This is a genomic window from Rhizobium ruizarguesonis, from assembly GCF_017357285.1.
GTDB lineage: Bacteria > Pseudomonadota > Alphaproteobacteria > Rhizobiales > Rhizobiaceae > Rhizobium > Rhizobium ruizarguesonis.
Genome location: NZ_CP071678.1, coordinates 1238758 through 1260467 on the forward strand (window position 1 = coordinate 1238758; position 21710 = coordinate 1260467).

The window sequence follows — 21710 nt, forward strand, 5'->3', positions numbered from 1 at the left end:
GGCTCAGCGGCTTGCCTGAAGCGTCTTCGACGCCGGCACCGAAAGCGAGGCAGTGATGTCTTCCATCGGCGCGAGCTGTTCCAGTGGCCCGATCGCCGAAAGCGTCGGCACCGTGTCATAGAACAGCCGGCCGGCGAGGTCGGTCAGCCGCTCGATGGTGATGCCTTCCAGCCGTTCCATCATCTCCGGATTGGAGATCGGCCGGCCGTAGAGCATCATCTGCCTGGCGATCTGGCCGGCGCGGGCGGCCGGGCTTTCCGCACCCATCAACAGCTGGGCACGGATCTGGGCGCGGGCGCGCTCGATTTCCTTCTGGTGGATCGCATCGGCGGATTTGTGCAGCTCGTCGATGATGACTGGCACCAGCTCCGGCAGGTTTTCGCCACCGGTCGCGGCATGAATGCCGAAGATGCCGGTGTCGGAAAAGCCCCAGTGGAAGGCATAGACGGAATAACAGAGGCCGCGGAACTCGCGCACCTCCTGGAAGAGCCTGGAGGACATGCCGCCGCCAAGGATATTGGCAAGGATCTGCGAGCAGTAGAAATCGCGGGCATGATAAGGCTTGCCTTCGAAGCCGAGCAGGATCTGCGCGTCCATCAGGTCGCGCGGTTCGCGCACACTGCCGCCGATATAACGCGCCGGTTCCATGACCGGCGGGGCGGAAGGGGTCGTCGGCAGGCTTGCGAAACGATCCTCGACCATGCGCAGGAATTCTTCATGCTCGACGGCGCCGGTGGCGACCACGAACATGCGGTCGGTCGTGTAGTTGCGGCCGAGATAGCCACGGATCTGCTGCGGCGTGAAGGAGACGACGGTCTCCGGCGTGCCGAGGATCGCCCGGCCGAGCGTCTGATCGCGATAGGCGGCCTCGGAGAACCGGTCGAACACCACGTCGTCGGGAGTGTCGTTGGCGGCGTTGATCTCCTGCAGGATCACCTGCTTCTCGCGCTCCAGCTCCTCTTCCTCGAAGGCCGATTCGGTCAGGATATCGGCGAGGATGTCGACGGCGAGCGGCACGTAATCCTTGAGCACGCGGGCATAATAGGAGGTCGTCTCGGTCGAGGTCGCGGCATTGACTTCGCCGCCGACATCCTCGATCTCCTCGGCAATCTGGCGGGCCGTGCGGCGCGCCGTGCCCTTGAAGGCCATGTGTTCGAGCAGATGGGCGATGCCGTGCTCGTTGTCCGTCTCGTTACGCGATCCCGATTTGATCCAGACTCCGAGCGCAACGCTTTCAAGATGCGGCATGGTCTCTGTGACTACTGTCAGCCCGGATTTCAGCCGGGTGCACTCAACTGTCATTGGCTATCTTTCTGCGCCTGCTGTCGTCTCGCCGCGGGCATGCTGGCCGATAAAAGTCTCAACGGCTTTCAGCTCCGGTTTGATGATCTGGAAACGCTCCTCCCTGTGCATCAGATCAGCAAGCCACGTCGGAAGCGCCGGGTCAATACCGCAGGCGGATTTTACGGCGACCGGGAATTTCGCCGGATGCGCGGTCGAAAGCGTCACCATCGGCGTATTCGGCTTTTCTTTCTTGGCAGCGACGAAGACGCCGATCGCCGAATGCGGATCCAGCAGATAGCCGGTCTCGGCATGGGTCTTGCGGATCGTCTCGGCCACCTGCTTCTCGCTGGCGCGCCCGGCGCGGAAGTTGCGGCGGATCGCCTTCAGCGCTTGCTCGCCGATCTCGAAGCCGTTGGATTGCTTGAGGCTTTCCATCGCCGCGCGCACCTTCGAGGCGTCGCGATCATAGGCTTCGAACAGCAGCCGTTCGAAGTTCGAGGAGATCTGGATGTCCATCGACGGCGAACTCGTCGCCTTGACCGCCTTCATGTCGTAGCGCCCGGTCTTCAGCGTCCGCGCCAGGATGTCGTTTTCGTTGGTGGCGATCACCAGCCGGTCGATCGGCAGGCCCATGCGCTTGGCGCAGTAGCCGGCGAAGATATCGCCGAAATTGCCGGTGGGCACCGTGAACGAGATCTTCCGGTCGGGGCCGCCGAGCGCCACGGCCGCCGTGAAATAATAGACGATCTGGGCCATGATGCGCGCCCAGTTGATCGAGTTGACGCCTGATAGTCGGACCTTGTCGCGGAAGGCCACGTCGTTGAACATCGCTTTCACGAGGTTCTGGCAATCGTCGAAATTGCCCTCGACGGCAAGCGCATGCACGTTTGGTGACGACGAGGTCGTCATCTGTCGCTGCTGCACCGGCGAGACCTTGCCATGCGGGAAAAGGATGAAGATGTCGGTGCGCTCTCGGCCCGCGAAGGCGTCGATCGCAGCCCCGCCGGTGTCGCCCGAGGTGGCGCCGACGATCGTCGCCCGCTCGCCGCGCTTCTCGAGCGCATAGTCCATCAGCCGGGCGAGCAATTGCATCGCCACATCCTTGAAGGCGAGCGTCGTGCCGTGGAACAGCTCCATGACGAAGCTGTTCGGCCCGGTCTGGACGAGCGGCGCGATCGCCGGATGGCGGAAGGTGCCGTAGGCCTCATCGATCATCGCCCGGAAGGTGTCGTCGGGGATCTCGCCATTGGTGAAGGGCGACAGAATGGTGAAGGCGATTTCCTGATAGGTCTTGCCGCGCAGCGCGCGGATCTCCTTCTTCGAAAAGCTCGGCCATTTGCGCGGAACGTAGAGCCCGCCGTCGCGCGCCAGCCCCGTCAGCAGGGCGTCGCAAAAGCCGAGGGAAGGGGCCTCGCCGCGGGTCGAGATATAGTCCACGTTCATCATCCTTGATCTATCGCTGAAGGAAATCCGGCTCGCCGCAGCCGTGGCTCGGTCCGCTGGAAATCGAAGAGGCGCCGCCCTGCAGGCATGGCATCGCGGGTATGCTGTTGACGTTGCCCGCATCCGGCGGCGAAAAGTGCATCAAAACGGCGCTTACCCAATCGATTTTTGTTTACGCCGCTGATATAGACCATCGCAAACCGTCATGAAAGGCCCTGCGAAAAAGACATGGGGCCTCCAAGAAACGCTTGCACAAGGGATGGAATATGGTGCTCGGCAAGGTCTCGCGTCTCATCGTCTCCGCATCTTTTCTTGCCCTGCTCACTGGTTGCAACTCGCTCGGCATAGGCGGCGACAGCAAGTCGTCGGCGCCGGCGACGCAGCCGAACGGCACCGCCCAGATCATGCCGCTGGCGCCCGCCAACCCGTCCTCGAACAATCCCTCGATCGGCACGGCCACGACGGCGCAGGGCACGGTCGCCCCCGTCGTCCAGGGCGCCTGCCCGCAGATCTTCATGCGTGACCAGGATGCGATCTTCCGCACCTATGCCAAGGGCAAGAAGGACGATCCGCAGCAGATCGTCTTCCAGGCCTCCTTCGGCGATTACACCCGCCAGTGCACGCTGAACGACACGAATCTGACGATGACGGTCGTCGCCCAGCTGCGCCTGATCACCGGCCCGGCCGGCACGCCGGGCCCGGTGACGTTGCCGATCCGTATCTCCGTCGTCGATGGCGAGACCGTGCTCTATTCCGAGGTCACCAAGTTCCCGACCGAGATCCCGGCGGGTGCGCCGGGCACGCAGGTGATCTTCCGCAAGGACGGCATCACGATGCCGGTCGGCTCCGGCGCCCTGGTGCGCATCAATATCGGCTTCGACACCCAGCCGGCAAAGACCAAGAAGAGCAGCTAGGGCAATTCGGGCTTCGACCTAACGGCGGCTCCTCATCCGGCCGCCGCCGCGACCCGGGTCGAGCCAAGTGTCTCGACTCCGGCAGGTTAGGGTCAGGGGGCAGCCATCGCCGCCAGGGCGACAGCAGTGGCGAGAAAAAGGAGATGCCTCCACATAGCCCGCGACCGCGTCCAACGAAAGTTATCGCCATGACGAGGACAGGTCCGGCCACGATATATCGATCAGCAGCTTCCACTCGATGCGTTTGCGACCGGCAGGTGGGCTGGGCTCTGCTGCGTGAACGGCGGTAAGATCCAATCCGTGGTATCGCTTCTTCTTGCCGATCGGCGACAGCACTCGGATCCGTTTAAAGCGGATATCCGTGAGTGGGTACTGCTGGTGTTGCACCGAGACGCGGCCAATATTGAGCCAAGCAAGTGAAGTATATAGTGTTTTCTATATTTTATTTTCTGGGTCATTGCTTCATTTAAGACATCCTTAGAAGCCGTCGACTACCGTCTCCGTGCGGAACGAAGCAGGAGCTTGTTCGCGCCAACCCAGGAGATGGTCTTGAAGAATTCGTATCGTGCCTTCCGAGCACTGATCGTCGTCGCACATATTGCTTCTCCGTTTGCCGGGGTTCACTCCGCCTTCGCGGCAACCCCGCCGGCGGCCCATGCGAAATCTGGGCCGATGATATCCAAGGCGCTCGATGCGCTGCTGCTGCCGATCAACAAGGGCGTGATCAAGAAGTTCAAACTCGACAAAGGCGCGCACGGTGTTCTGGTGCTTTCCGTCAAGCCCGGCGGCGTTGCCGACAAGCAGGGGATCAAGCCGGGCGACGTTTTGGCTGAAGTACAGGGCCATAAGGTTCATAAGCCGATCGACGTCGATGTTGCCGTGCGCCGCCAGTTGAAGGCCGGACATTCCGATATGTCCTTCAGCGTCGCGCGTGGTGGGGCAGTGATCGCCGTTGCCGCAATTATCACACTCGAATCCTACAACGACACGATTGCGGTCAGCGAAATCTCTAGTTGGGAGACTGACACGACGGTAAGCTCGTCGTCCTACGAGGAATATGTTTCGGTGGAATCGACGGAAATTGAGACTTCCGAGGAGAGCGAGGAGACGACGGTTGAAGAGGACCTGACCCAGGACGAGTCGGCGGACGCTGATTCCAGCGACGATGCGGACGACAGCAGTGACGACAACTCGGACGATTCAGGCGATGACAGCTCGGACGATTCCGGCGACGACGGCTCGGATGATTCGGGTGACGACGGCTGAATCCAGCCGTCGTGACGGCGAGAAGCGCTCGTCCGAATTCGACAAACGAACTGCGCTTAGGCTCGTCAGAGAACGTTGTCCCAGGCCGCCAGTGCGGCAACGACGCCCGGCAGGTCGTTCATGCGGGAGATTGCCGTTTCGGCGCCGGCATCCGTCAACTTGTCGGCATGGGCGGGATAGGTGTGCGAGGCGCCGGTGAAGCCGATGACGCGCATGCCGGCGGCGCGCGCCGCATGCACGCCGTGCACGGAATCTTCGACCACAACAACCTTGTCAGGCGAAACACCCATTTGGCTTGCGCCGTGCAGGAAGATGTCGGGCTTCGGCTTGGCGCGGTCGGGGCCAAGATCCTTGGCGGAGAAAATGGTCGGCGCAAACAGCGGCTTCAGCCCCACCTTGGTCAGCATCATGTCGAGCCGCTTGGTGCTCGAATTCGAGCAGATGCAGCGCTTCATCGGCAGCCTGGAGACGGCGAACTCGACACCCGGAATGGCCTGGACATCCTGCGCCAGCCTGAGGTCGAGCATATGCTCCGACTTGTCCAGCAGCGACGCCGAAAGCGGGATGCTCGCCTCGCGCTCGATCTGCAGCAGGATGTTGCGCCATGTCATGCCGGCGAAGCGCTCGCCCATTTCTTCGACGCCGATCGGATATCCGGCCTCTGTCAGAAGCGCGGATTCGACTTCCGCCGCGATGATTTCCGAATCGACGAGAACGCCGTCGCAATCGAAGATGATGAGGTCGAAGCCGTCCATATGTTCACGCCTTGCTGAAAGTCTGGGCCTTGTCCGGGAATGCTGCGGCTTTACACGATGCCCGGCCAAAGCTCAACCTGATCTCAAGCATGGCTGCGATGCGGCAGACGACCGGCTCCGGCATTGCTGCCGGATCGGTCGTGTCGGGTTGGCGCAGGAATGAACAATGGCGAGCAGATAGCAGCCGTCAGGCCGCCAGCTGCCCACCCCGGCGTCCCGCTGCAGGTTGCGTCGAAGCTGTCGCGCGAAGCCTGAACCGGGAAACGAGTTCGCGCAGCTTGGCAGCTTCCTGTGCAAGCTGGCCGGATGCCGCGGTGGATTGCTCCACCATCGCCGCGTTCTGCTGGGTCACCTGGTCCATGGAATTGACGGCGGTGTTGACTTCGGCAAGGCCGGTCGACTGCTCTCTGGCCGATACGGCGATTGCATCCATGTGCTGATTGATGCGGGCAATCTGCTCGCTGATCGCCTTCAGAACCTGGCTGGTGTCGAGAACCAGTTTGACGCCGCTATCTACTTCCACCGACGATTTCTGGATGTGGCCTTTGATTTCCTTTGCCGCCTGAGCCGATCTCTGGGCGAGTTCGCGGACTTCCTGGGCGACCACCGCAAAACCCTTGCCTGCGTCTCCGGCGCGTGCCGCTTCGACGCCGGCGTTCAGCGCCAGCAGATTGGTCTGGAAGGCGATCTCGTCGATCACGCCGATAATGCTGGAAATCTGCTGGGACGAAGCCTCGATGCGGCGCATGGCTTCTTCGGCATGCGACACGACTTCCGAAGACTTGGCGGCATTGCGGTTTGCATCGGTCGCTTCGGTGCGTGCCTCATCGGTCCGCTTGCTCGAGTTCGAGACATTGGCGGTGATCTGATCGAGCGCTGCGGCGGTTTCTTCGAGAGAGGCTGCCTGCTGTTCGGTTCGTTTTGACAGATCGCCGGCCCCGGAGGCGATTTCCCTGGTGCCTTCGTCGATCGCGGCAATGGCGGTCGCAATCGCGCCGAGCGTCTGATCGAGCTGCCTGATCGACATGTTGAAATCATGCCGGAGGCCCTCAAAGTCTGGGGCGAAAGGCTCTTCGATCTGGAAGGCGAGATCGCCGGATGCAAGCCGCTTCAAGCCTGCGGCGAGACCCGATGTCGCCGCCCGCAGCCGTTCGGCGGCATCTTCGTCAGCCTGCTTGCGCGCCGTGACCCGCTCGGTTTCGCCCTGCAATCGGGCTGCCTCGGCGTCTTGCTCAAGCTGCTTATTGGCAATCGCCGCCTGGCGGAAGATTTCGACGGCCGATGCCATCGTTCCGATTTCATCGGTGCGGCCGATCCCGGTGCAGGCAATGGCTGTGTCACCGCCGGCAAGCTTTTGCATGTCATTGGAAAGCGAAAGGATCGGTTTGGTGACGGTCTTGCGGGTCAGGAAATAGAGGCCGAGCGCAAACAGCGCGGCCGCAGCGAGAAGTGCCTTCAGAACAATATCGACCGAAGCTTTTATCTCGGCGCTGTGCTTGGAAATATCGTCCGACGCCGCCGTGATCTGGTCCCCGGTCTGTTCCATGGCCGTTTCCAGCGTCGAGAACTGCGCCATGAAATCCGGCAATGCCTTCAATGCCGCGGTGGGATCCTTGCCGGCGAGATCGACCATCTTCGTGGCGCTTTCCATATAGGCAAGGAGGGGACGTTCGACGCCGGCAAGGATCGTTTTGGTCTTGTCGTCGGAGGCAAGCGCCTTGTTTGCGTCAATCATCTCCCGGAACGACGCCTCGTGCTCCACCAGATCTGCCTTCACCGCGTCAGCGGCGATGCCTGCTGCCGGGTTGGATGCCAGCATCGATGCGAGTACGTCGGCGCGCAGCGCGTCATGCATCATGTCGGCCTGCATGTGATTGCGCAGAATTTGCGCTGACTGGCTGACATCGGCGCTGTTTGCAGAAAGGATGGAGGCTGACCAGATACCGACGCCTGTGGCGCCGCCCGCCAACCCGAAAATCGCGATGCTCGCAATGATGATCTTATGCTGGATCGACGCCATGACAGGGCTCTCTCGTTAATTTAGAACGTGAGAGTAGCCGAACATGCTTAATTATTTTCTCAGCACCATGTCGCTTAGCGGCGCAAAAACAAGAGGTTGTGGTGTATATTTCAATTTCGACAAAAAGTTGAACTCTTTGTGGGTCGCGCGGAGGCCCGATGCCGATAGAACGACGGACCTGAGCGAGTGCAGGCGCCTCGTCGAGGTTGATTGCTGCTTCCCCGGCTGGGGCGTACGGTGCATGCGCAATGGGAGAGGGACCATGAGGCTTTCAGCTTTCGTCCGACCGGCAGCAGCCGTAGTGCTGCTGTTTGCCTTCACATCCACCGACGTCATCGCCAAGGGCAAGCACCGAAGCTGTGCGCAGCTGCAGGCGATGAAGGATAATGCCCTGACCGGCGGAAAACATGCCGGGGATGGCACCGACAAGAGAGCCAAGATCGAAAGGAAGATGAGGAAGAAAGGCTGCTAGATCAGGATGATTTTAGGCCCGATCGGCCTAAAATCTGAATCCTGATCTAAATCAAAAAAGTAGAGCATGATGTCGTCCGAAAACCGCTCACACTTTTCGGCATCATGCTCTAGGCTCCAGACTCAATCATGCCCACCAAATGACGAGAGCAGCGATGTAGCAAGTTGCCTCGAAGTTGATCATGAGCTTGTCGTATCGTGTTGCGATGCGCCTCCAATCCTTCAGGCGGCAGAAGGTGCGTTCAATAATATTCCTGCGCTTGTAGGCAATGGGGTCGAAGGGCTGCATGCGCTTTCGAGTAGGATTGTTGGGAATGACCGGCTGCGTGCCGCGGGCGGTGAGGAAGTCGCGTATGTGTCGCTGTCATAAGGCCGTATGTCCGTCTTCGCGCCTGAGGTGGCTCGCCCTACACTGGTTTTCCGAGGGTTGCTCGGACAGGCCGAGCCGATCCTCATCACAGGAGGACGAGCCGTGGCAGATTATAGAGAAGCTTTTGTCGGAATCGATGTCGCCAAGCTGAAGAATGCAATTGCTGTTGCCGAATCTGGCCGGGAAGGAGAGGTCCGCTATTTCGGCGAGGTTGATGCATCCTATGCCAGCATGCGCCGCATTATCCAGCGAATAGCCGCGAAGTTTGATCGTGTACATTTCTGCTACGAAGCTGGCCCAACCGGTTACGGCCTGCATCGGCTGATCCAATCCCTTGGCCATGAATGCATGGTTGTCGCTCCGTCATTGATTCCAAGGAAGCCAGGCGACAGGGTGAAGACAAACCGTCGAGATGCACTCGCGCTCGCCCGGCTATTGAGGGCCGGCGAGCTCACAGCGGTGTGGGTTCCCGATGAGGGTCATGAGGCGATGCGAGACCTCGTTCGCGCCCGGGCTGCAGCAGTCGAGACGTTGCGGGTTCACCGACAACAGATCAGCGCCTTCATGCTCAAGCATGGTCGCATCTATCCACGCAAGAAGGGCTGGACGATGCGATATCTGTGCTGGCTGCAGGAGCAACAATTCGATCACCCCGCGCATCAGATCGCTTTGCAGGAAATGGTCGAGGCGGTGCGCGTCTCGAAGGAGCGCGTCGAACGACTGGAGAAGGTCATCGAGGAATTCGTACCGAACTGGTCTCTTGCGCCGGTCGTCCGATCTCTACAGACGCTAAGAGGGGTCGATCTGATCGTGGCCGTCACCTTTGCCACGGAGGTCGGCGACGTGAGCCGATTTGAAAGCCCGCGCCAACTGATGGGCTATCTCGGCCTGGTACCTGGCGAGCGATCAACGGGTGAAACGGTTCGACGAGGTGCGATTACCAAGGCTGGCAACGGCCGGGTTCGGCACATGTTGGTCGAGAGCGCCTGGACTTATCGCCATCCGCCAAAGGTCGGCGCGAGGAAGCTGTACCGTCTGGAGCAAGCGCCGCCGAAAGTGCGGGAGATAGCATGGAAGGCTCAGAACCGGTTGACGGCTCGTTATCGAATGTTGACCGGACGCGGAAAGCGAACGACGGTGGTTTGTACCGCCATTGCCCGTGAGCTGACCGGCTTCATGTGGGCTGTTGCAAGGGAGGCGCAGGCGATCAGATCATAGATCGCCACATCGAACTTGCACCTCGCGCATGGGCGGGGGCGGAACAACGGCAGGGGAACACCCGTCAGACGCTTTGTGGCCGGCATTTGACCGACGCCCGCAGTAAGATCGGAGCAGCCCCGGACGCACTATCGGGAATGCGGTAGCCAATCCGCGCATCAGAGCTTGATCACCGACGTCCTTGAGTTCCGCCTCCACCCATACGCGATCATCATCATGAACAGCCGTTCGTTTGGGCGGTCGGTTCCTCGCGCCTAAAGCATTGACAACGGACATCAGAGCGGTGTCTGCGGCACATAGGCGGCTCGCAGGCAAGCGCGTGAGCAGTGGAACGGCAACGGGTGCGTCGCCGCGCTGCCCGGGCGTTATTCGCAGCGCGATTGGACGGCCGCAACCATCGACAACAGCATGGATTTTTGTCGATCTGCCGCCTCGCGAGCGGCCGATTGCCTCGGCATCCGCCCCCCTTTTCCGCCAGCGGCTGATCGGTGGGCTTTGGCGGTGGTGCTGTCGATCATATGAAGATCCCGATCGGTTGTTTGCGCCAGAGCTTCAAACAGCCGCCGCCATATTCCTTTCGCAGACCAGCGATGGAAGCGATTGTAGATGGTTGTTGAAGGCCCGTAGCAAGCGGGACAATCCTGCCATCGGCAACCCGATCGCAGGACATGGATGATTCCACTAATCACTCGACGGTCGTCAGTGCGATGAGCACCAGGTTGGTTCGTGGGAAGTAGAGGCGCAATCACCGCCCACTGCTGATCATCAAGCCAGAACTCTCCTGCCATCATCAAAACTCCCATTGTCATCATAATGAATCACAGCGATCCATTTTGATCAATGGCTTGATTGGGTTTGGAGCCTAGAGGCAAGTCGCCGCTAGCTCACGAGTACCGAGAGAACATGGTCTGGAAGCAGGCGAGCCAGTTACCGCGTTGAGGATAGCGCGACATCCATCAAATCCGCCTCATGCCAGACTAACCGCAGACCGGGGGCTACCTTTGGCATTCTCATGCACTAGATGGCGATCGAGGAGGACGCCACCGCCGCTCTTGGGAGGAGAACAAGCGGCATGTCTAGAGAATGGACGAAGAGGAAGACTGCATGACGATCGAGGACATCATCGAAACCCTGGAAAAGACTGACATGCCCGACAGCCGGATCGACGCCTTCATCACCTGTGCCTTTCTGTTGAAGCAACTCCGGCCGGCCGAGCCCAACGATTTCGACGGTCCTCACGATTACCTGCCGAGCAGCATCAAGTCAGAGCACGGCTTCCTGATGGCGCGACCCTTCACACACGACGTCAATCACGCCATCGACCTGTGCCGGGAAGTCCGGCCGGATGCGGTTTGGCACCTTGCCCGCGGTCGCCAGACAGCAGACGAGTCGCTTTACGGTGCGCAGCTGCGCGAGATCCGCGAGGACGAAAATATCCTTGGTGAAGCCGAGAGCAATCACGCGGCGCTGGCCCTTACGCTTGCGGCACTGCGGGCGCATGTGCGGCAGGAAGATGAAAAGAGGGCAGGAGCCTGAGCGCTCGGGAAGCTGGGGCGGCGCGCGTGTAAGCGGCGTGAACGGGCAAGATCCGCGGGCAAGGGGACGGCTCCAAAAAGGGTTCACGTCGCAATCTCACTTTTGATCACTTGTCGCGGAATGGTTGAACGAATGGGGCGCGACATTGCATCTGCTTCGCATGCGATCTCGGGGGACATGCGCCGTTGGAATGAGATCGAGATCGTGGCGGCTGTCACAGCCAAAGGCCTATGCTCGAATTTGCGCTTCAATGTATGGCGCAATCCATCGCCGGCGGCACTTTTGACTGTCGCCTGGCGGTTTGCTTGAACTGAGCGGACGCCCCAGGACCGAACTCATCTTGCGAGCTGGGTCGATCTTTCGGGACCTTACAACTTGCCTGAAATTGGCAAGGAATGTTCAAGCTATAGGAGAATTTAGTTGAGCCGGCAGGTTGTCATCCTTCTGTGCCTCACCTACCGTATTGTTCCGTAAACGATTCCGGGGACGATCATGGGCCGCAATATGCTGGGACGAGCCATCAACAAGATGGCCGCCACATCTCTGACTCTGCGAGGTCTGTTGATCGGTGCCTTGGGGGCGGCGCTGGTGGCACTCTCCGCAGGAGCGTCATCGGCCCAAGTCGCTCTTTGGACCGGCGCGTCAAGCAGTGACTGGACGAACGGCAGCAACTGGTCGACCGGGACCGCTCCGGTGGCAGGTCAAACTGTCAACATCGGCGGAGCGGGTGCAACGCGGCCGGATACAGTCCTCGGGATAGGCGGGCCAAGCGTCGTTTCGATAGGCGCCATAAACGTGGGCCAAGTCGCCGGTGTGTCTGGCGCACTCACGATCCAGAACGGCAGCCGTTTGACCAGCACAAGCATCGCCCGGCTTGCGGTCGTAGCCGGAAGCTCCGGGACCGTCACAGTCACCGGCTCAGGATCGCAATGGACCATACCGCTTGGAACTTTTTATGTCGGCTTTCAAGGCACTGGCACCCTCAGCATTGAAAATGGCGGCCAAGTCACCACGGGATCCAATACAATCTTGGGCGGCGGTGCCGCGTCGTCGGGCACGCTCAACATCGGCAGCGGCGGCACCTTGCAGACGCTATCCCTTCGGGGCGGCCCCGGCGCGAGCCAGGCCAATTTCGACAATGGTATTTTGCGCGCGACGGCCGCTAACGCGACCTTCATAAACGGATTCTCCGGAACCGAACTCAACCTGCTCGCTGGGGGGCTGGCGATCGATACCGCCGGCTTTGCTGTGGGAACCGATGCGGCGTCGAGGTTCACCGGCATCGGCGGCTTGACCGTCACCGGTGGCGGCGTCTTCAGCCTCCTGGCAAACAGCATCTATACCGGCGAAACCCAGATCGACTTCGGCAGCAGCCTCGCGCTATCCAGCGCTGGCGCCGTTGCCAATTCCAGCCGGGTTGTCGCGGATGGTATCTTCAACGTTTCGGCCGCTACGACCCCGACCATCCAGAGCCTGGCCGGCAGCGGCAGCGTGCTGCTCGGCGCCCAAACTCTGACGATCACCAATGCCAACGACACCTTCGGCGGCGTCATCGGCGGCACGGGTGGACTGACCGTCACCGGAGGCAATCAGACGCTGTCGGGCGTCAACACCTATACCGGCGCGACGGCCGTGACCGGTGGCCGGCTTGCCGTCAACGGTTCGATCACCAGCCCGGTCACGACATCGGGGGCCGGCATTCTCGGCGGCATCGGCACGATCTTCGGCGATGTGACCAATGCCGGCGTGGTCGCACCCGGCAATTCGATCGGCACGCTGACGATCGCAGGCAACTATACCGGCACTGGCGGCACCCTCGAGATCGAAACAATCCTCGGCGGCGATGCCTCGCCATCCGATCGTCTGGTGGTGACGGGCAATACCGCAGGTACGACCAATGTCACGGTCATCAATCTCGGCGGCGGCGGCGCTCAGACGGTCGAGGGCATCAAGATCATCGATGTCGGCGGCATATCCGCCGGCACGTTTTCGCTGCTCGGCGACTATCTATTCGAGGGTGATCAGGCCGTGGTCGGCGGCGCATATGCCTACCGCCTCTACCAGGGCGGCGTCAGCACACCTGCCGATGGCGACTGGTATCTGCGTTCGACCGAGCTCGATGCCGCAGGCGTCGCGATCGGACCGATCTATGCGCCCGGTGTGCCGGTCTACGAGGCCTATGCCGGCGTGCTCCAGAGCCTCAACCAGTTCGGCACGCTACGCCAGCGCACCGGTGGGTGGATGCTCGACGGTGATCGATCCGCAGACCAGGACGGCAACACCGCCGCCACGGGGATCCAGACCCGCATCGGCGGTAACCGTTCGCACTTCGAGCCGGAAAGCTCGACCACCGGCACCGACTATGAGGTGAATAGTTGGACGCTGCAGGCCGGAGTCGACGGAATGCTGCGTGAAAGCGGGGCAGGTGCCCTGATCGGCGGGATCAGCTTCCATATGAACACCGCTTCGGCCGATATCTCCTCGCGCTTCGGCAAGGGCGACATCGACACAACGGGTTATGGCTTCGACGGCACCTTGACCTGGTACGGAAAGAGCGGCTTTTACATCGACACGCAGGCTGCCGTCACCTGGTATGACAGCGATCTCAAATCGTCGACACTTCAAACTTCGCTTGCCGACGGCAATGACGGCCTCGGTTATGGGTTCAGCGTCGAAGCCGGACAGAACATCGCTCTGACGAGCCAGTGGTCGCTGACGCCGCAGGCGCAACTCGCCTATTCCTCGGTGCGCTTCGACAGCTTCACCGATGCCTTTGGCGCCGATGTATCGCTCGATGATGGTGACAGCCTGACCGGCCGCCTCGGCATTTCGGCCGATTTTGACAGCGATTGGAAGGATGCCTCCGGAAAGACCAGCCACTCGACGGTCTACGGCATCGCCAATCTCTATTATGACTTCCTCGACGGCTCGAAGACCGACATCTCGGGGACGAGCGTCGTCAACGTGAACCAAGCCCTCTGGGGCGGTCTTGGCCTGGGCGGTTCACTCAGTTGGGCCGATGAGCGTTATGCAGCCCACGGCGAAGCCTTTGCCAGCACCAGCCTCAAGGACTTCGGCGACAGCAACACCATCGGCGCAAAGATCGGTTTCAGCGTGAAGTGGTAGCGATCAGCCCTCGACCGGAAAAAGCCTCAGGAACTGCCGGTCGCCCTCCGGCGAAAACAGGATCGACCGGCTTTCGGCCGTGCGCCGCGCCCAGCCTTTGTCGAGGAAGCTTGAGAGCAGCGCCTTGCCGAGGCTGCCGGCCAGATGCGCGCGTCTTTCGCTCCAGTCGAGGCAGGAGCGGCAGAGCGGCCGGCGCGACGATCTGAGGTCGCCGACATCGATGCCGATGCGTTTGAGATCGCCTTCGCCCTTTTCCGTCAGCGCCAGGCCGTCTCCGACCGCGTCGATCGAGCCGGAGGCAATCAGGTTGTCGAGCATGCGCACGCCATAATCGCCGGCAAGGTGATCGTAGCAGATGCGCGCCTTGCGCAGCGCCGGCTCCTTCGGTCCCGGCTGGTGGCGCAGATGGCCGCGTCCGGCGGCAAAGCCCATCATGCTTTCGATCAGCCGGGCAACGGCCTCGTCGGCGAGCGTGAAATAACGGTGGCGCCCCTGCTTGCGCTGGGTTAGCAGCCCGCCGGCCTCGAGCTTGGCAAGATGCGTGCTCGCCGTCTGCACGGTGATGCCCCCGACGCCGGCAAGCTCAGTCGCGGTCAGCGCCCGGCCGCCGGTGAGTGCTGCCAGCATGTTGGCACGCGCCGGATCGCCGATGAGCGCGCCGATCTGCGCAATGTCTGGACCTTCCTTCATAGTTCGATCGTAACCGAAGCATCGCCGTCGGGCAATGTGCGAAAACGGGTGGGCAGCCAAAGGAGAAACCGATGATCACCTGCTTCATCCGCTATCAGATCGACCCCTTCAAGAAGGAGGCGTTTGCCGAATATGCCCGCAACTGGGGCCAGGCGATCCCGCGAAACGGCGCCGACCTGATCGGCTATTTCGGTCCACACGAGGGATCGGCAACGACCGCTTACGGCGTCTACAATATCGAAAGCCTCGCCGCCTACGAAGCCTATCGCGCCAGGCTGGCCGCCGATCCGCTCGGCCGTGAGAATTATGAATTTGCCCGACGCGAAGGCTTCATCCTGAAGGAGGATCGCATCTTCCTCAAAAATGTCTCCGCTCCCCACGCAAAGCTGGTGCTGCCATGATCGCCGTCATCTTCGAAGTCGTGCCCTATATGGGCGAACGCCACAAATATCTGGATCTCGCCGGCGAGTTGCGCGGCGAACTCGAAAAGATCGACGGCTTCATCTCGATCGAGCGTTTCGAGAGCCTGACGAACCGCGGCAAGCTGCTGTCGCTCTCGTTTTTCCGCGACGAGGCAGCGGTGAAGGAATGGCGCAATCTCGAGTCTCACCGGGCAGCCCAGCAGGCCGGACGCGGCGGCATCTTCGCCGATTATCGCCTGCGGATTGCCAGTGTCGTTCGCGATTACGGCATGTTCGAACGCGACGAGGCGCCGGGCGACAGCCGCAGGGTTCACGACGCCGCCTGATCGCCGGCGGCGGCATTCTCGCCGCCGCTCGGCAGCCGGCCGGCGTCGGCAAAGTCTACAGGTCACTCATCGGCCGTCCGAATAAATTCCCGAAATCGGCCACCGCTTCAGGCTTTGGTAACTAAGTTGCGTAACCATAACGGACAGTTAAGCGTAGAGCGTATGAGTGAGTATCAGAATGGCATCAGTTTTTCCGCTTGCCGACCTCAAGGCTTCCGTCAAGTCGGATCCCCGGCCGGGATCCCGCTCGGATTCCTGGGTCGACACGATCATCAAGGGCGATTGCGTCAGCGCCCTTGAAGCTTTGCCCAGCCACTCCGTCGACATCATCTTTGCCGACCCGCCGTATAATCTCCAACTCGGCGGAACGCTGCATCGTCCCGACCAGTCGCTGGTCGATGCGGTCGACGACGAATGGGATCAGTTCGCCTCCTTCGAGGCCTACGACGCCTTCACCCGTGCCTGGCTGCTCGCCTGCCGGCGGGTGCTGAAGCCGACAGGCTCGATCTGGGTGATCGGCTCCTACCACAATATCTTCCGTGTCGGCGCCACGCTGCAGGATCTGAATTTCTGGATCCTCAACGACATCATCTGGCGCAAGACCAACCCGATGCCGAATTTCAAGGGCCGCCGTTTCCAGAACGCCCATGAGACGATGATCTGGGCAAGCCCCAGCGCCAAGGCCAAGGGCTATACCTTCAATTACGATGCGCTGAAGGCCGCCAATGACGACGTGCAGATGCGCTCCGACTGGCTCTTCCCGATCTGCAACGGCAGCGAGCGGCTGAAGGGCGAGGACGGCAAGAAGGCGCATCCGACGCAGAAGCCGGAGGCGCTGCTCGCCCGTGTCATCATGGCCTCGACCAAGCCCGGCGATATCGTGCTCGATCCCTTCTTCGGCTCGGGAACGACGGGCGCCGTCGCCAAGCGTCTCGGCCGCCACTTCGTCGGCATCGAGCGTGAGCAGGATTATATCGATGCGGCCTCGGCTCGCATCGCCGCCGTCGAGCCGCTCGGCAAGGCGGAACTGACCGTCATGACCGGCAAGAAGGCCGAAGTCCGCGTCGCCTTCAACGTGCTGGTTGAAAGCGGCCTGATCAAGCCCGGCCAGGTACTGACCGACGCCAAGCGCCGCTATAGCGCGATCGTCCGCGCCGACGGCACGGTAGCATCCGGCGGCGAGGCCGGCTCCATTCATCGTCTCGGCGCCAAGGTGCAGGGTCTCGATGCATGCAACGGATGGACCTTCTGGCATTTCGAAGACGGGCAGTCCCTGCGCCCGATCGACGATCTCAGGTCCGTCATCCGCAGTGATCTGGCAAAGGCGGAGTGAGCAGCGCCTCTACGGATCGAAACCACCTTCTTCCGATTTCCCTCCAGTTGCGGAAGAAGACCAAGGCGCCCGGGGTCAAACCCGGGCGTCCTCTTTTTGTTTTTGCGCAATTCCGGACGCAAAACCGCTCTACACTTTTGCTGGAATTGCTCCAGTCAGAACTCCCGATCAGAACTCTTGGTAATCGGTGACGTCGACCCGTGTGACGCGCCCTTCCGCGTTGAAGGTGATCGTCTCCTCGCCCTCGCGGATCAGCGGCTTGCCTGATTTGCTGTGGGTGGCGCGCACCGACCAGACCGACCGGCCGGAGAGCGGCGTCAACGTTTCCACCAGCGAATTTTCCGCCGTCTGATCGGGATAGTCGTCGAAATATTTTCGGAAGGCGGCCATGATCTGAACCCGTCCGGCAAGGCTGCCGACGCCGTTCGAGACATAGGTCGCGTCCTCGGCGAAATAGGCCTCGATTGCGGGAAAATCGAGGGCATTGATGGCGGCGTGAAAACGTTCGATTTCTTCTGCGGGGTCGAAAGCCATGGGGTTCAGACCTTCAATCCATAAGCGGCAAGATCGCTGCGCAGCTTCTCAGGCCCCGAAAACAGCACCGCATTCCAGCCGAAAGCCTTGGCGCCTTCGACATTGACCGGCGCGTCGTCGATGAAGATCGTCGCAGCGGGGTCGAGGCCGAAACTTTTCGTATGGGTCTCGTAGATGGCGATATCGGGCTTGATCAGACCGACATCGCCGGAAACGGTGACGCCGCGCGGCTTGGTCAGGAAGGGGAAACGCGCCTGCGCCTCGCGAAAGGTGTCGGAGGCGAAGTTGGTGAGCATCGTCACGTCACGCCCCTCGGCGATCAGCCCTTCCATGATCGCGACGCTGCCGTCATAGGCGTGCGGCACCATCTCGTGCCAATATTTGCGGAAGGCGCGGATATGCTCCTCACGCTCCGGGTGCTGTTCGATCAGCAGCGCTTCGGCTTCCGCCCATGTGCGGCCGCGGTCCTGCTCGATGTTCCAGTCATGGGTGCAGACATTGGCGAAGAACCAGTTGCGCTCCGTTTCATCAGGGATGAGGCGGCTGAAGGGAAGATGCGGATCGTAATGAATAAGGACTTTGCCGATATCGAAAACGATATGTCTTATGTCGGTGGTCATGGTCATCCCTTGGATGTTTTGAACGCGAGAGGAATAGCCGCTGCGATCGCTTTTTTCATGATGGTCGGCAAGGCCTGGGCTTCAAGATTTGTAACCGGCTCCCACCATCCGTCATTCGTGCCGACCTTGGCAGCGATGGCCGCACGCCAGATCGAAAGCCTGAGCTCGAAATGGGTGAAGACATGGATGACGGTGCCAGAGGCTTGCCATGCCGCCTCGAAGGGCGCGGCGGCGGCCGAGGTCTCGCCGTCGATGCGCGCCGTCCACGCCGTCGTCGGCACCTCAGTCATGCCGCCGAGCAGGCCGCTGTCGATGCGCCGGCGCAGCAGGATCTCGCCATCACCTGTTACCGCGATGAAGGCCGCGCCATATCTGACCGGCTTCTCCTTCTTTGCCGCCTTGACCGGAAAGAGCTCGGGATCGGAAAGTTTGAGCGCCTCGCAGGCACCCCGGAATGGACAGAGCGAACAGGCCGGCCGCTTCGGCGTGCAGATCGTCGCGCCCAGATCCATCATCGCCTGGGCGAAATCGCCGGGCCGTGTCTCAGGCGTCAGCAGCGCCACCTTCTGCTTCATCGCCGGCTTGGCGGCGGGAAGCGGCGTGGCGATGGCATAGAGCCTGGAGATCACCCGCTCGACATTGCCGTCCATGACAGCCGCCCGCCGGTTGAAGGCGATGGCCGCGACGGCGGCGGCCGTATAATCGCCGATGCCGGGCAGGGATTTAAGGCCTTCTTCGGTGTCGGGAAAGACGCCGCCATGCTCGTTCGCCACCGCTTCGGCGCATTTCTTTAGGTTGCGGGCCCGCGCATAATAGCCAAGCCCTGCCCAGGCGGCCATCACCGCGTCGTTTTCGGCTGCGGCAAGATCGGTCACCTCGGGCCAGCGCTGCAGAAACCGTTCGAAATAGGGTTTGACCGCCTGCACCGTCGTCTGCTGCAGCATCACCTCGGACAGCCAGACGCGATAGGGATCGGCCTTGACGCCGCGGGCCGCCATGCCAGGCGAAACGCGCCAGGGCAGGTCGCGGTGGTGGCGATCGTACCAGTCGAGCAGGGGCTTGGCTAAGGGCGTGTCGAGTGTGGTGATCGTCATGATTTGCCGCGATGGGGGGAAGTGCCTATACTTGGCGAAGCAATGCCGCGCGATCAAGTCGCCTGTGCGAATTGGCATGCGAATTGGCGGCGTCGCTGAAGGGTTTCGATGAGTTATCCACGCAAAGGTGCAAAGCAGATCTCCGAGCTGGCGAACGGGCTGATCGATCCCGTGCTCGCGCGCCGCGCCGGCATCAACACGGCGCTGCTCGGCTCGTGGAGCGAAATCGCCGGCGAGGACTTCGCCGATTGCACCCGGCCGGAAAAGATCGCTTGGGCCCGCGGCGGCAATGAGACCGGCGGCTTCCGCCCCGGCGTGCTGACGATTGCCTGCGAAGGCGCGCGCGCGCTCTTCCTCACCCATGCCCAGGGCGAACTCATCCAGCGCATCAACAGCTTCTTCGGCTTTGCCGCCGTCCACCAGATCCGCATCGTCCAGAAGCCGGTTTCACAAGCCATCCGCCGCTCCCGCACCCCGCCACCGCTGAAAGGCGAAGCCGCCCGCAAGCTCGAAGGCATGATGGAGGGGATAGAGAACGACAAGCTGCGCCAGGCGATCCAGCGCTTGGGCACGGCGGTGATGGGCAAGCGGGGAAATCAACGCTGATGAGCAAACCGCCTAACTTAACCCGCAACGCGCTTAGTTTTTTTTGATCCTGCTTCGACAAGCTCGCGGGTAACAGCGAATTCCGTCCTGCCCGAGATCGAGCTATAAGGCTCGCACTGTGTGATCGCATCCGCGATCAACGGGGCTGCCGTTTTTTCCCATTCGGATGGTGGTGCGCGGAAGTTGATGGATAAAAAGTCGGCAGATCCGTCTTTGATGACCGCCACAACCATGAAGTTATAAGCACTCGGCGCGTCCGCAGGCAGCTTTAGACATTTAAGCATCTGATTGAAAACAATATTGCCGCGGTCTTCAAAGGCGTGCGCGCTCGTGACGTTCAGGGCCAATGTTACAGAGGCAATAAGCATGTAATAGAGAAAAGTCTTCGTCAAAGAATGCATTAAAATATCCCTCTGAATGGTCGTCTGTTATACTTGTAGAGCAGACGGGAGAAAAGTCATGCTGGTCTTGCAGTTGCCCCCTGATATCGAAGCGCGGCTGATTGAGCTTTCCAAGCGTACCGGCCGCAGCAAGAGCTTCTATGTGCGTCAAGCCATCCTCGCGCATCTCGACGATCTGGAAGATGTCTATCTTGGCGAAAGGCGCCTGGAAGAGCTTCGCCGCGACGAGGGCGATACCGTGCCGCTGGCCGAGCTGACGGCGCGTTACGGGTTGGACGACTAAGTTTCATCGACCAGCCGATACGGGCTGTCAGCCGTCGCGACATCTACCGGCAAAATTCGCAGGCGGACCAATCTCGCAATTTTTGGTCTAGTCGTCTTCCCGCGGTCACAATTCTTTGAAGGAAGTTGGTGATCCGTGCCTTGTGAGCGGCGGCCAGCCGTTATATCGCACAGTCATGCCGTCAATCTCATTAGTTATGGGGAATCCATGCAGATGTCCGAAATGCAACTGACGAAACGCCGCCTGCTCAGCGGTATCGCCATCGCCGCAGCTGCCGTAGCGCTTGTCGCCTGCAACGACAGCAAGGACGCTGCCGATGCTTCGTCCTCCGGCAAGACCATGGCTGACGGCACCAATGTCGACACCATGCAGACGGCGGCCACGGCGGCGACCGAAATGCCGCAGTCCGATGGCGATGTCGACATGACTGAGGTGCTGAAGCCCGGCGCGCTGCCCGAAATGGCGCTCGGCAAGGCCGACGCCCCGGTCAAGATCGTCGAATATATGTCGATGACCTGCCCGCATTGCGCCCATTTCCACAACACCACCTTCGACGCGATCAAGCAGAAATACGTCGACGCCGGCAAGGTGCAGTTCATCATCCGCGAATTCCCCTTCGACCCGCGCGCCGCCGCCGCCTTCATGCTCGCCCGCTGCAGCGCCTCCAATCCGGAACAATTGAGCACGCCGGAACAGTATTTCCCGATGGTTTCGATGCTCTTCAAGCAGCAGCAGATCTGGGCCGCCGCCGATGATGGCCGCGCCGCACTGCTGCAGATGTCGAAGCTTGCCGGATTTACTGAGGATAGCTTCACGAAATGCTTGACGAACCAGAAGCTTCTGGATGAAGTGAACGCCACGCGGGAAAGAGGTTCCAAGGATTTTGGCGTCAACGCCACACCGACTTTCATCATCAATGGCAAGCGCTACTCTGGAGACATGCCGGTTGACACCATGTCGAAGCTCATCGACAGCCTGCTCTGAACCGGATCGTTTCG

Annotated in this window: 24 protein-coding genes; 12 read left to right on the forward strand and 12 right to left on the reverse strand. The window is 61.0% G+C overall.

What is annotated here, in order from left to right:
• Positions 1 to 3: 3 nt before the first annotated feature.
• A complete protein-coding gene (locus J3P73_RS05980; RefSeq protein ID WP_017963152.1) occupies positions 4 to 1302 on the reverse strand; it encodes a M16 family metallopeptidase in 1299 nt (432 codons plus the stop codon).
• 3 nt (positions 1303 to 1305) lie between these two features.
• A complete protein-coding gene (thrC, locus tag J3P73_RS05985) occupies positions 1306 to 2730 on the reverse strand; it encodes a threonine synthase (protein ID WP_130785651.1) in 1425 nt (474 codons plus the stop codon).
• A gap of 263 nt (positions 2731 to 2993) precedes the next feature.
• On the opposite strand from thrC, the gene J3P73_RS05990 reads away from it, so the two are divergent.
• Together J3P73_RS05990 and J3P73_RS05995 are read left to right on the forward strand one after the other, a co-directional pair.
• Positions 2994 to 3641, forward strand: coding sequence for a hypothetical protein (locus tag J3P73_RS05990; protein WP_130681153.1), 648 nt, complete (start codon positions 2994 to 2996; stop codon positions 3639 to 3641).
• Between the two features lie 543 nt (positions 3642 to 4184).
• Positions 4185 to 4907 (forward strand): PDZ domain-containing protein, encoded by a 723-nt coding sequence (locus J3P73_RS05995; RefSeq protein WP_018069133.1) that lies wholly within the window; start codon positions 4185 to 4187, stop codon positions 4905 to 4907.
• Between the two features lie 65 nt (positions 4908 to 4972).
• Here the strand turns inward: J3P73_RS05995 and J3P73_RS06000 are convergent, their stop codons facing one another.
• Positions 4973 to 5662 carry an HAD family hydrolase gene (locus tag J3P73_RS06000; protein ID WP_130681155.1) on the reverse strand — a complete coding sequence of 230 codons (690 nt, stop codon included), beginning with the start codon at positions 5660 to 5662 and terminating at the stop codon, positions 4973 to 4975.
• Between the two features lie 187 nt (positions 5663 to 5849).
• Positions 5850 to 7682, reverse strand: coding sequence for a methyl-accepting chemotaxis protein (locus J3P73_RS06005; protein ID WP_130681157.1), 1833 nt, complete (start codon positions 7680 to 7682; stop codon positions 5850 to 5852).
• Between the two features lie 262 nt (positions 7683 to 7944).
• On the opposite strand from J3P73_RS06005, the gene J3P73_RS06010 reads away from it, so the two are divergent.
• On the forward strand, positions 7945 to 8154 hold the full coding sequence (locus J3P73_RS06010) for a hypothetical protein (protein WP_003557162.1): 210 nt from the start codon (positions 7945 to 7947) through the stop codon (positions 8152 to 8154).
• Between the two features lie 126 nt (positions 8155 to 8280).
• Here the strand turns inward: J3P73_RS06010 and J3P73_RS06015 are convergent, their stop codons facing one another.
• The gene (locus J3P73_RS06015; RefSeq protein ID WP_024319366.1) at positions 8281 to 8508 is read right to left on the reverse strand and encodes an IS5/IS1182 family transposase; all 228 of its coding nucleotides are present in this window, start codon (positions 8506 to 8508) and stop codon (positions 8281 to 8283) included.
• A 117-nt stretch (positions 8509 to 8625) separates the two neighbouring features.
• Here J3P73_RS06015 and J3P73_RS06020 point away from each other — a divergent pair, with 117 nt between their 5' ends.
• The gene (locus tag J3P73_RS06020; protein ID WP_130772323.1) at positions 8626 to 9741 is read left to right on the forward strand and encodes an IS110 family RNA-guided transposase; all 1116 of its coding nucleotides are present in this window, start codon (positions 8626 to 8628) and stop codon (positions 9739 to 9741) included.
• Here J3P73_RS06020 and J3P73_RS38250 read toward each other — a convergent pair.
• Together J3P73_RS38250 and J3P73_RS38255 are read right to left on the reverse strand one after the other, a co-directional pair.
• Positions 9736 to 10188 (reverse strand): hypothetical protein, encoded by a 453-nt coding sequence (locus J3P73_RS38250; protein WP_425328904.1) that lies wholly within the window; start codon positions 10186 to 10188, stop codon positions 9736 to 9738. The genes J3P73_RS06020 and J3P73_RS38250 overlap by 6 nt on opposite strands.
• Entirely contained in the window at positions 10107 to 10532 is a 426-nt protein-coding gene (locus J3P73_RS38255; RefSeq protein WP_207579795.1) for an IS5 family transposase, read from the reverse strand. The genes J3P73_RS38250 and J3P73_RS38255 overlap by 82 nt, the downstream gene beginning before the upstream one ends.
• A gap of 313 nt (positions 10533 to 10845) precedes the next feature.
• Here J3P73_RS38255 and J3P73_RS06030 point away from each other — a divergent pair, with 313 nt between their 5' ends.
• Entirely contained in the window at positions 10846 to 11277 is a 432-nt protein-coding gene (locus J3P73_RS06030; protein ID WP_245002715.1) for a hypothetical protein, read from the forward strand.
• A gap of 813 nt (positions 11278 to 12090) precedes the next feature.
• Positions 12091 to 14403, forward strand: a complete 2313-nt coding sequence (locus J3P73_RS06035) for an autotransporter family protein (RefSeq protein WP_130665452.1) — start codon at positions 12091 to 12093, stop codon at positions 14401 to 14403.
• Positions 14404 to 14406: 3 nt separating this feature from the next.
• On the opposite strand, the gene J3P73_RS06040 is transcribed toward J3P73_RS06035, so the two are convergent.
• Entirely contained in the window at positions 14407 to 15093 is a 687-nt protein-coding gene (locus tag J3P73_RS06040; RefSeq protein ID WP_207579796.1) for an ArsR/SmtB family transcription factor, read from the reverse strand.
• Positions 15094 to 15164: 71 nt separating this feature from the next.
• On the opposite strand from J3P73_RS06040, the gene J3P73_RS06045 reads away from it, so the two are divergent.
• From J3P73_RS06045 to J3P73_RS06055, 3 genes are all read left to right on the forward strand, one after another.
• On the forward strand, positions 15165 to 15494 hold the full coding sequence (locus J3P73_RS06045; RefSeq protein WP_130681161.1) for an NIPSNAP family protein: 330 nt from the start codon (positions 15165 to 15167) through the stop codon (positions 15492 to 15494).
• The gene (locus tag J3P73_RS06050) at positions 15491 to 15841 is read left to right on the forward strand and encodes an antibiotic biosynthesis monooxygenase family protein (RefSeq protein WP_130681163.1); all 351 of its coding nucleotides are present in this window, start codon (positions 15491 to 15493) and stop codon (positions 15839 to 15841) included. Before J3P73_RS06045 ends, J3P73_RS06050 begins: the two co-directional genes overlap by 4 nt.
• 178 nt (positions 15842 to 16019) lie before the next feature.
• Complete coding sequence (locus tag J3P73_RS06055; RefSeq protein ID WP_130785654.1) at positions 16020 to 17174, forward strand: site-specific DNA-methyltransferase; 1155 nt, start codon at positions 16020 to 16022, stop codon at positions 17172 to 17174.
• Between the two features lie 168 nt (positions 17175 to 17342).
• Here J3P73_RS06055 and J3P73_RS06060 read toward each other — a convergent pair whose 3' ends face one another.
• The 3 genes from J3P73_RS06060 to mutY are packed head-to-tail and all read right to left on the reverse strand — an operon-like array spanning position 17343 to position 19422.
• Entirely contained in the window at positions 17343 to 17708 is a 366-nt protein-coding gene (locus tag J3P73_RS06060; protein ID WP_018069141.1) for a nuclear transport factor 2 family protein, read from the reverse strand.
• Between the two features lie 5 nt (positions 17709 to 17713).
• Positions 17714 to 18328, reverse strand: coding sequence for an HAD family hydrolase (locus J3P73_RS06065; RefSeq protein WP_207579797.1), 615 nt, complete (start codon positions 18326 to 18328; stop codon positions 17714 to 17716).
• Between the two features lie 2 nt (positions 18329 to 18330).
• Positions 18331 to 19422, reverse strand: coding sequence for an A/G-specific adenine glycosylase (mutY, locus tag J3P73_RS06070; protein ID WP_075224701.1), 1092 nt, complete (start codon positions 19420 to 19422; stop codon positions 18331 to 18333).
• A gap of 108 nt (positions 19423 to 19530) precedes the next feature.
• Here mutY and J3P73_RS06075 point away from each other — a divergent pair, with 108 nt between their 5' ends.
• A complete protein-coding gene (locus tag J3P73_RS06075; protein WP_018069144.1) occupies positions 19531 to 20028 on the forward strand; it encodes a DUF721 domain-containing protein in 498 nt (165 codons plus the stop codon).
• 17 nt (positions 20029 to 20045) lie between these two features.
• Here the strand turns inward: J3P73_RS06075 and J3P73_RS06080 are convergent, their stop codons facing one another.
• Complete coding sequence (locus J3P73_RS06080; protein ID WP_130762112.1) at positions 20046 to 20429, reverse strand: hypothetical protein; 384 nt, start codon at positions 20427 to 20429, stop codon at positions 20046 to 20048.
• Between the two features lie 58 nt (positions 20430 to 20487).
• Here J3P73_RS06080 and relB point away from each other — a divergent pair, with 58 nt between their 5' ends.
• Positions 20488 to 20712 carry a type II toxin-antitoxin system RelB family antitoxin gene (relB, locus tag J3P73_RS06085; protein ID WP_018495459.1) on the forward strand — a complete coding sequence of 75 codons (225 nt, stop codon included), beginning with the start codon at positions 20488 to 20490 and terminating at the stop codon, positions 20710 to 20712.
• Between the two features lie 213 nt (positions 20713 to 20925).
• The gene (locus J3P73_RS06090) at positions 20926 to 21696 is read left to right on the forward strand and encodes a DsbA family protein (protein WP_018484548.1); all 771 of its coding nucleotides are present in this window, start codon (positions 20926 to 20928) and stop codon (positions 21694 to 21696) included.
• The last annotated feature ends 14 nt before the right edge of the window (positions 21697 to 21710 follow it).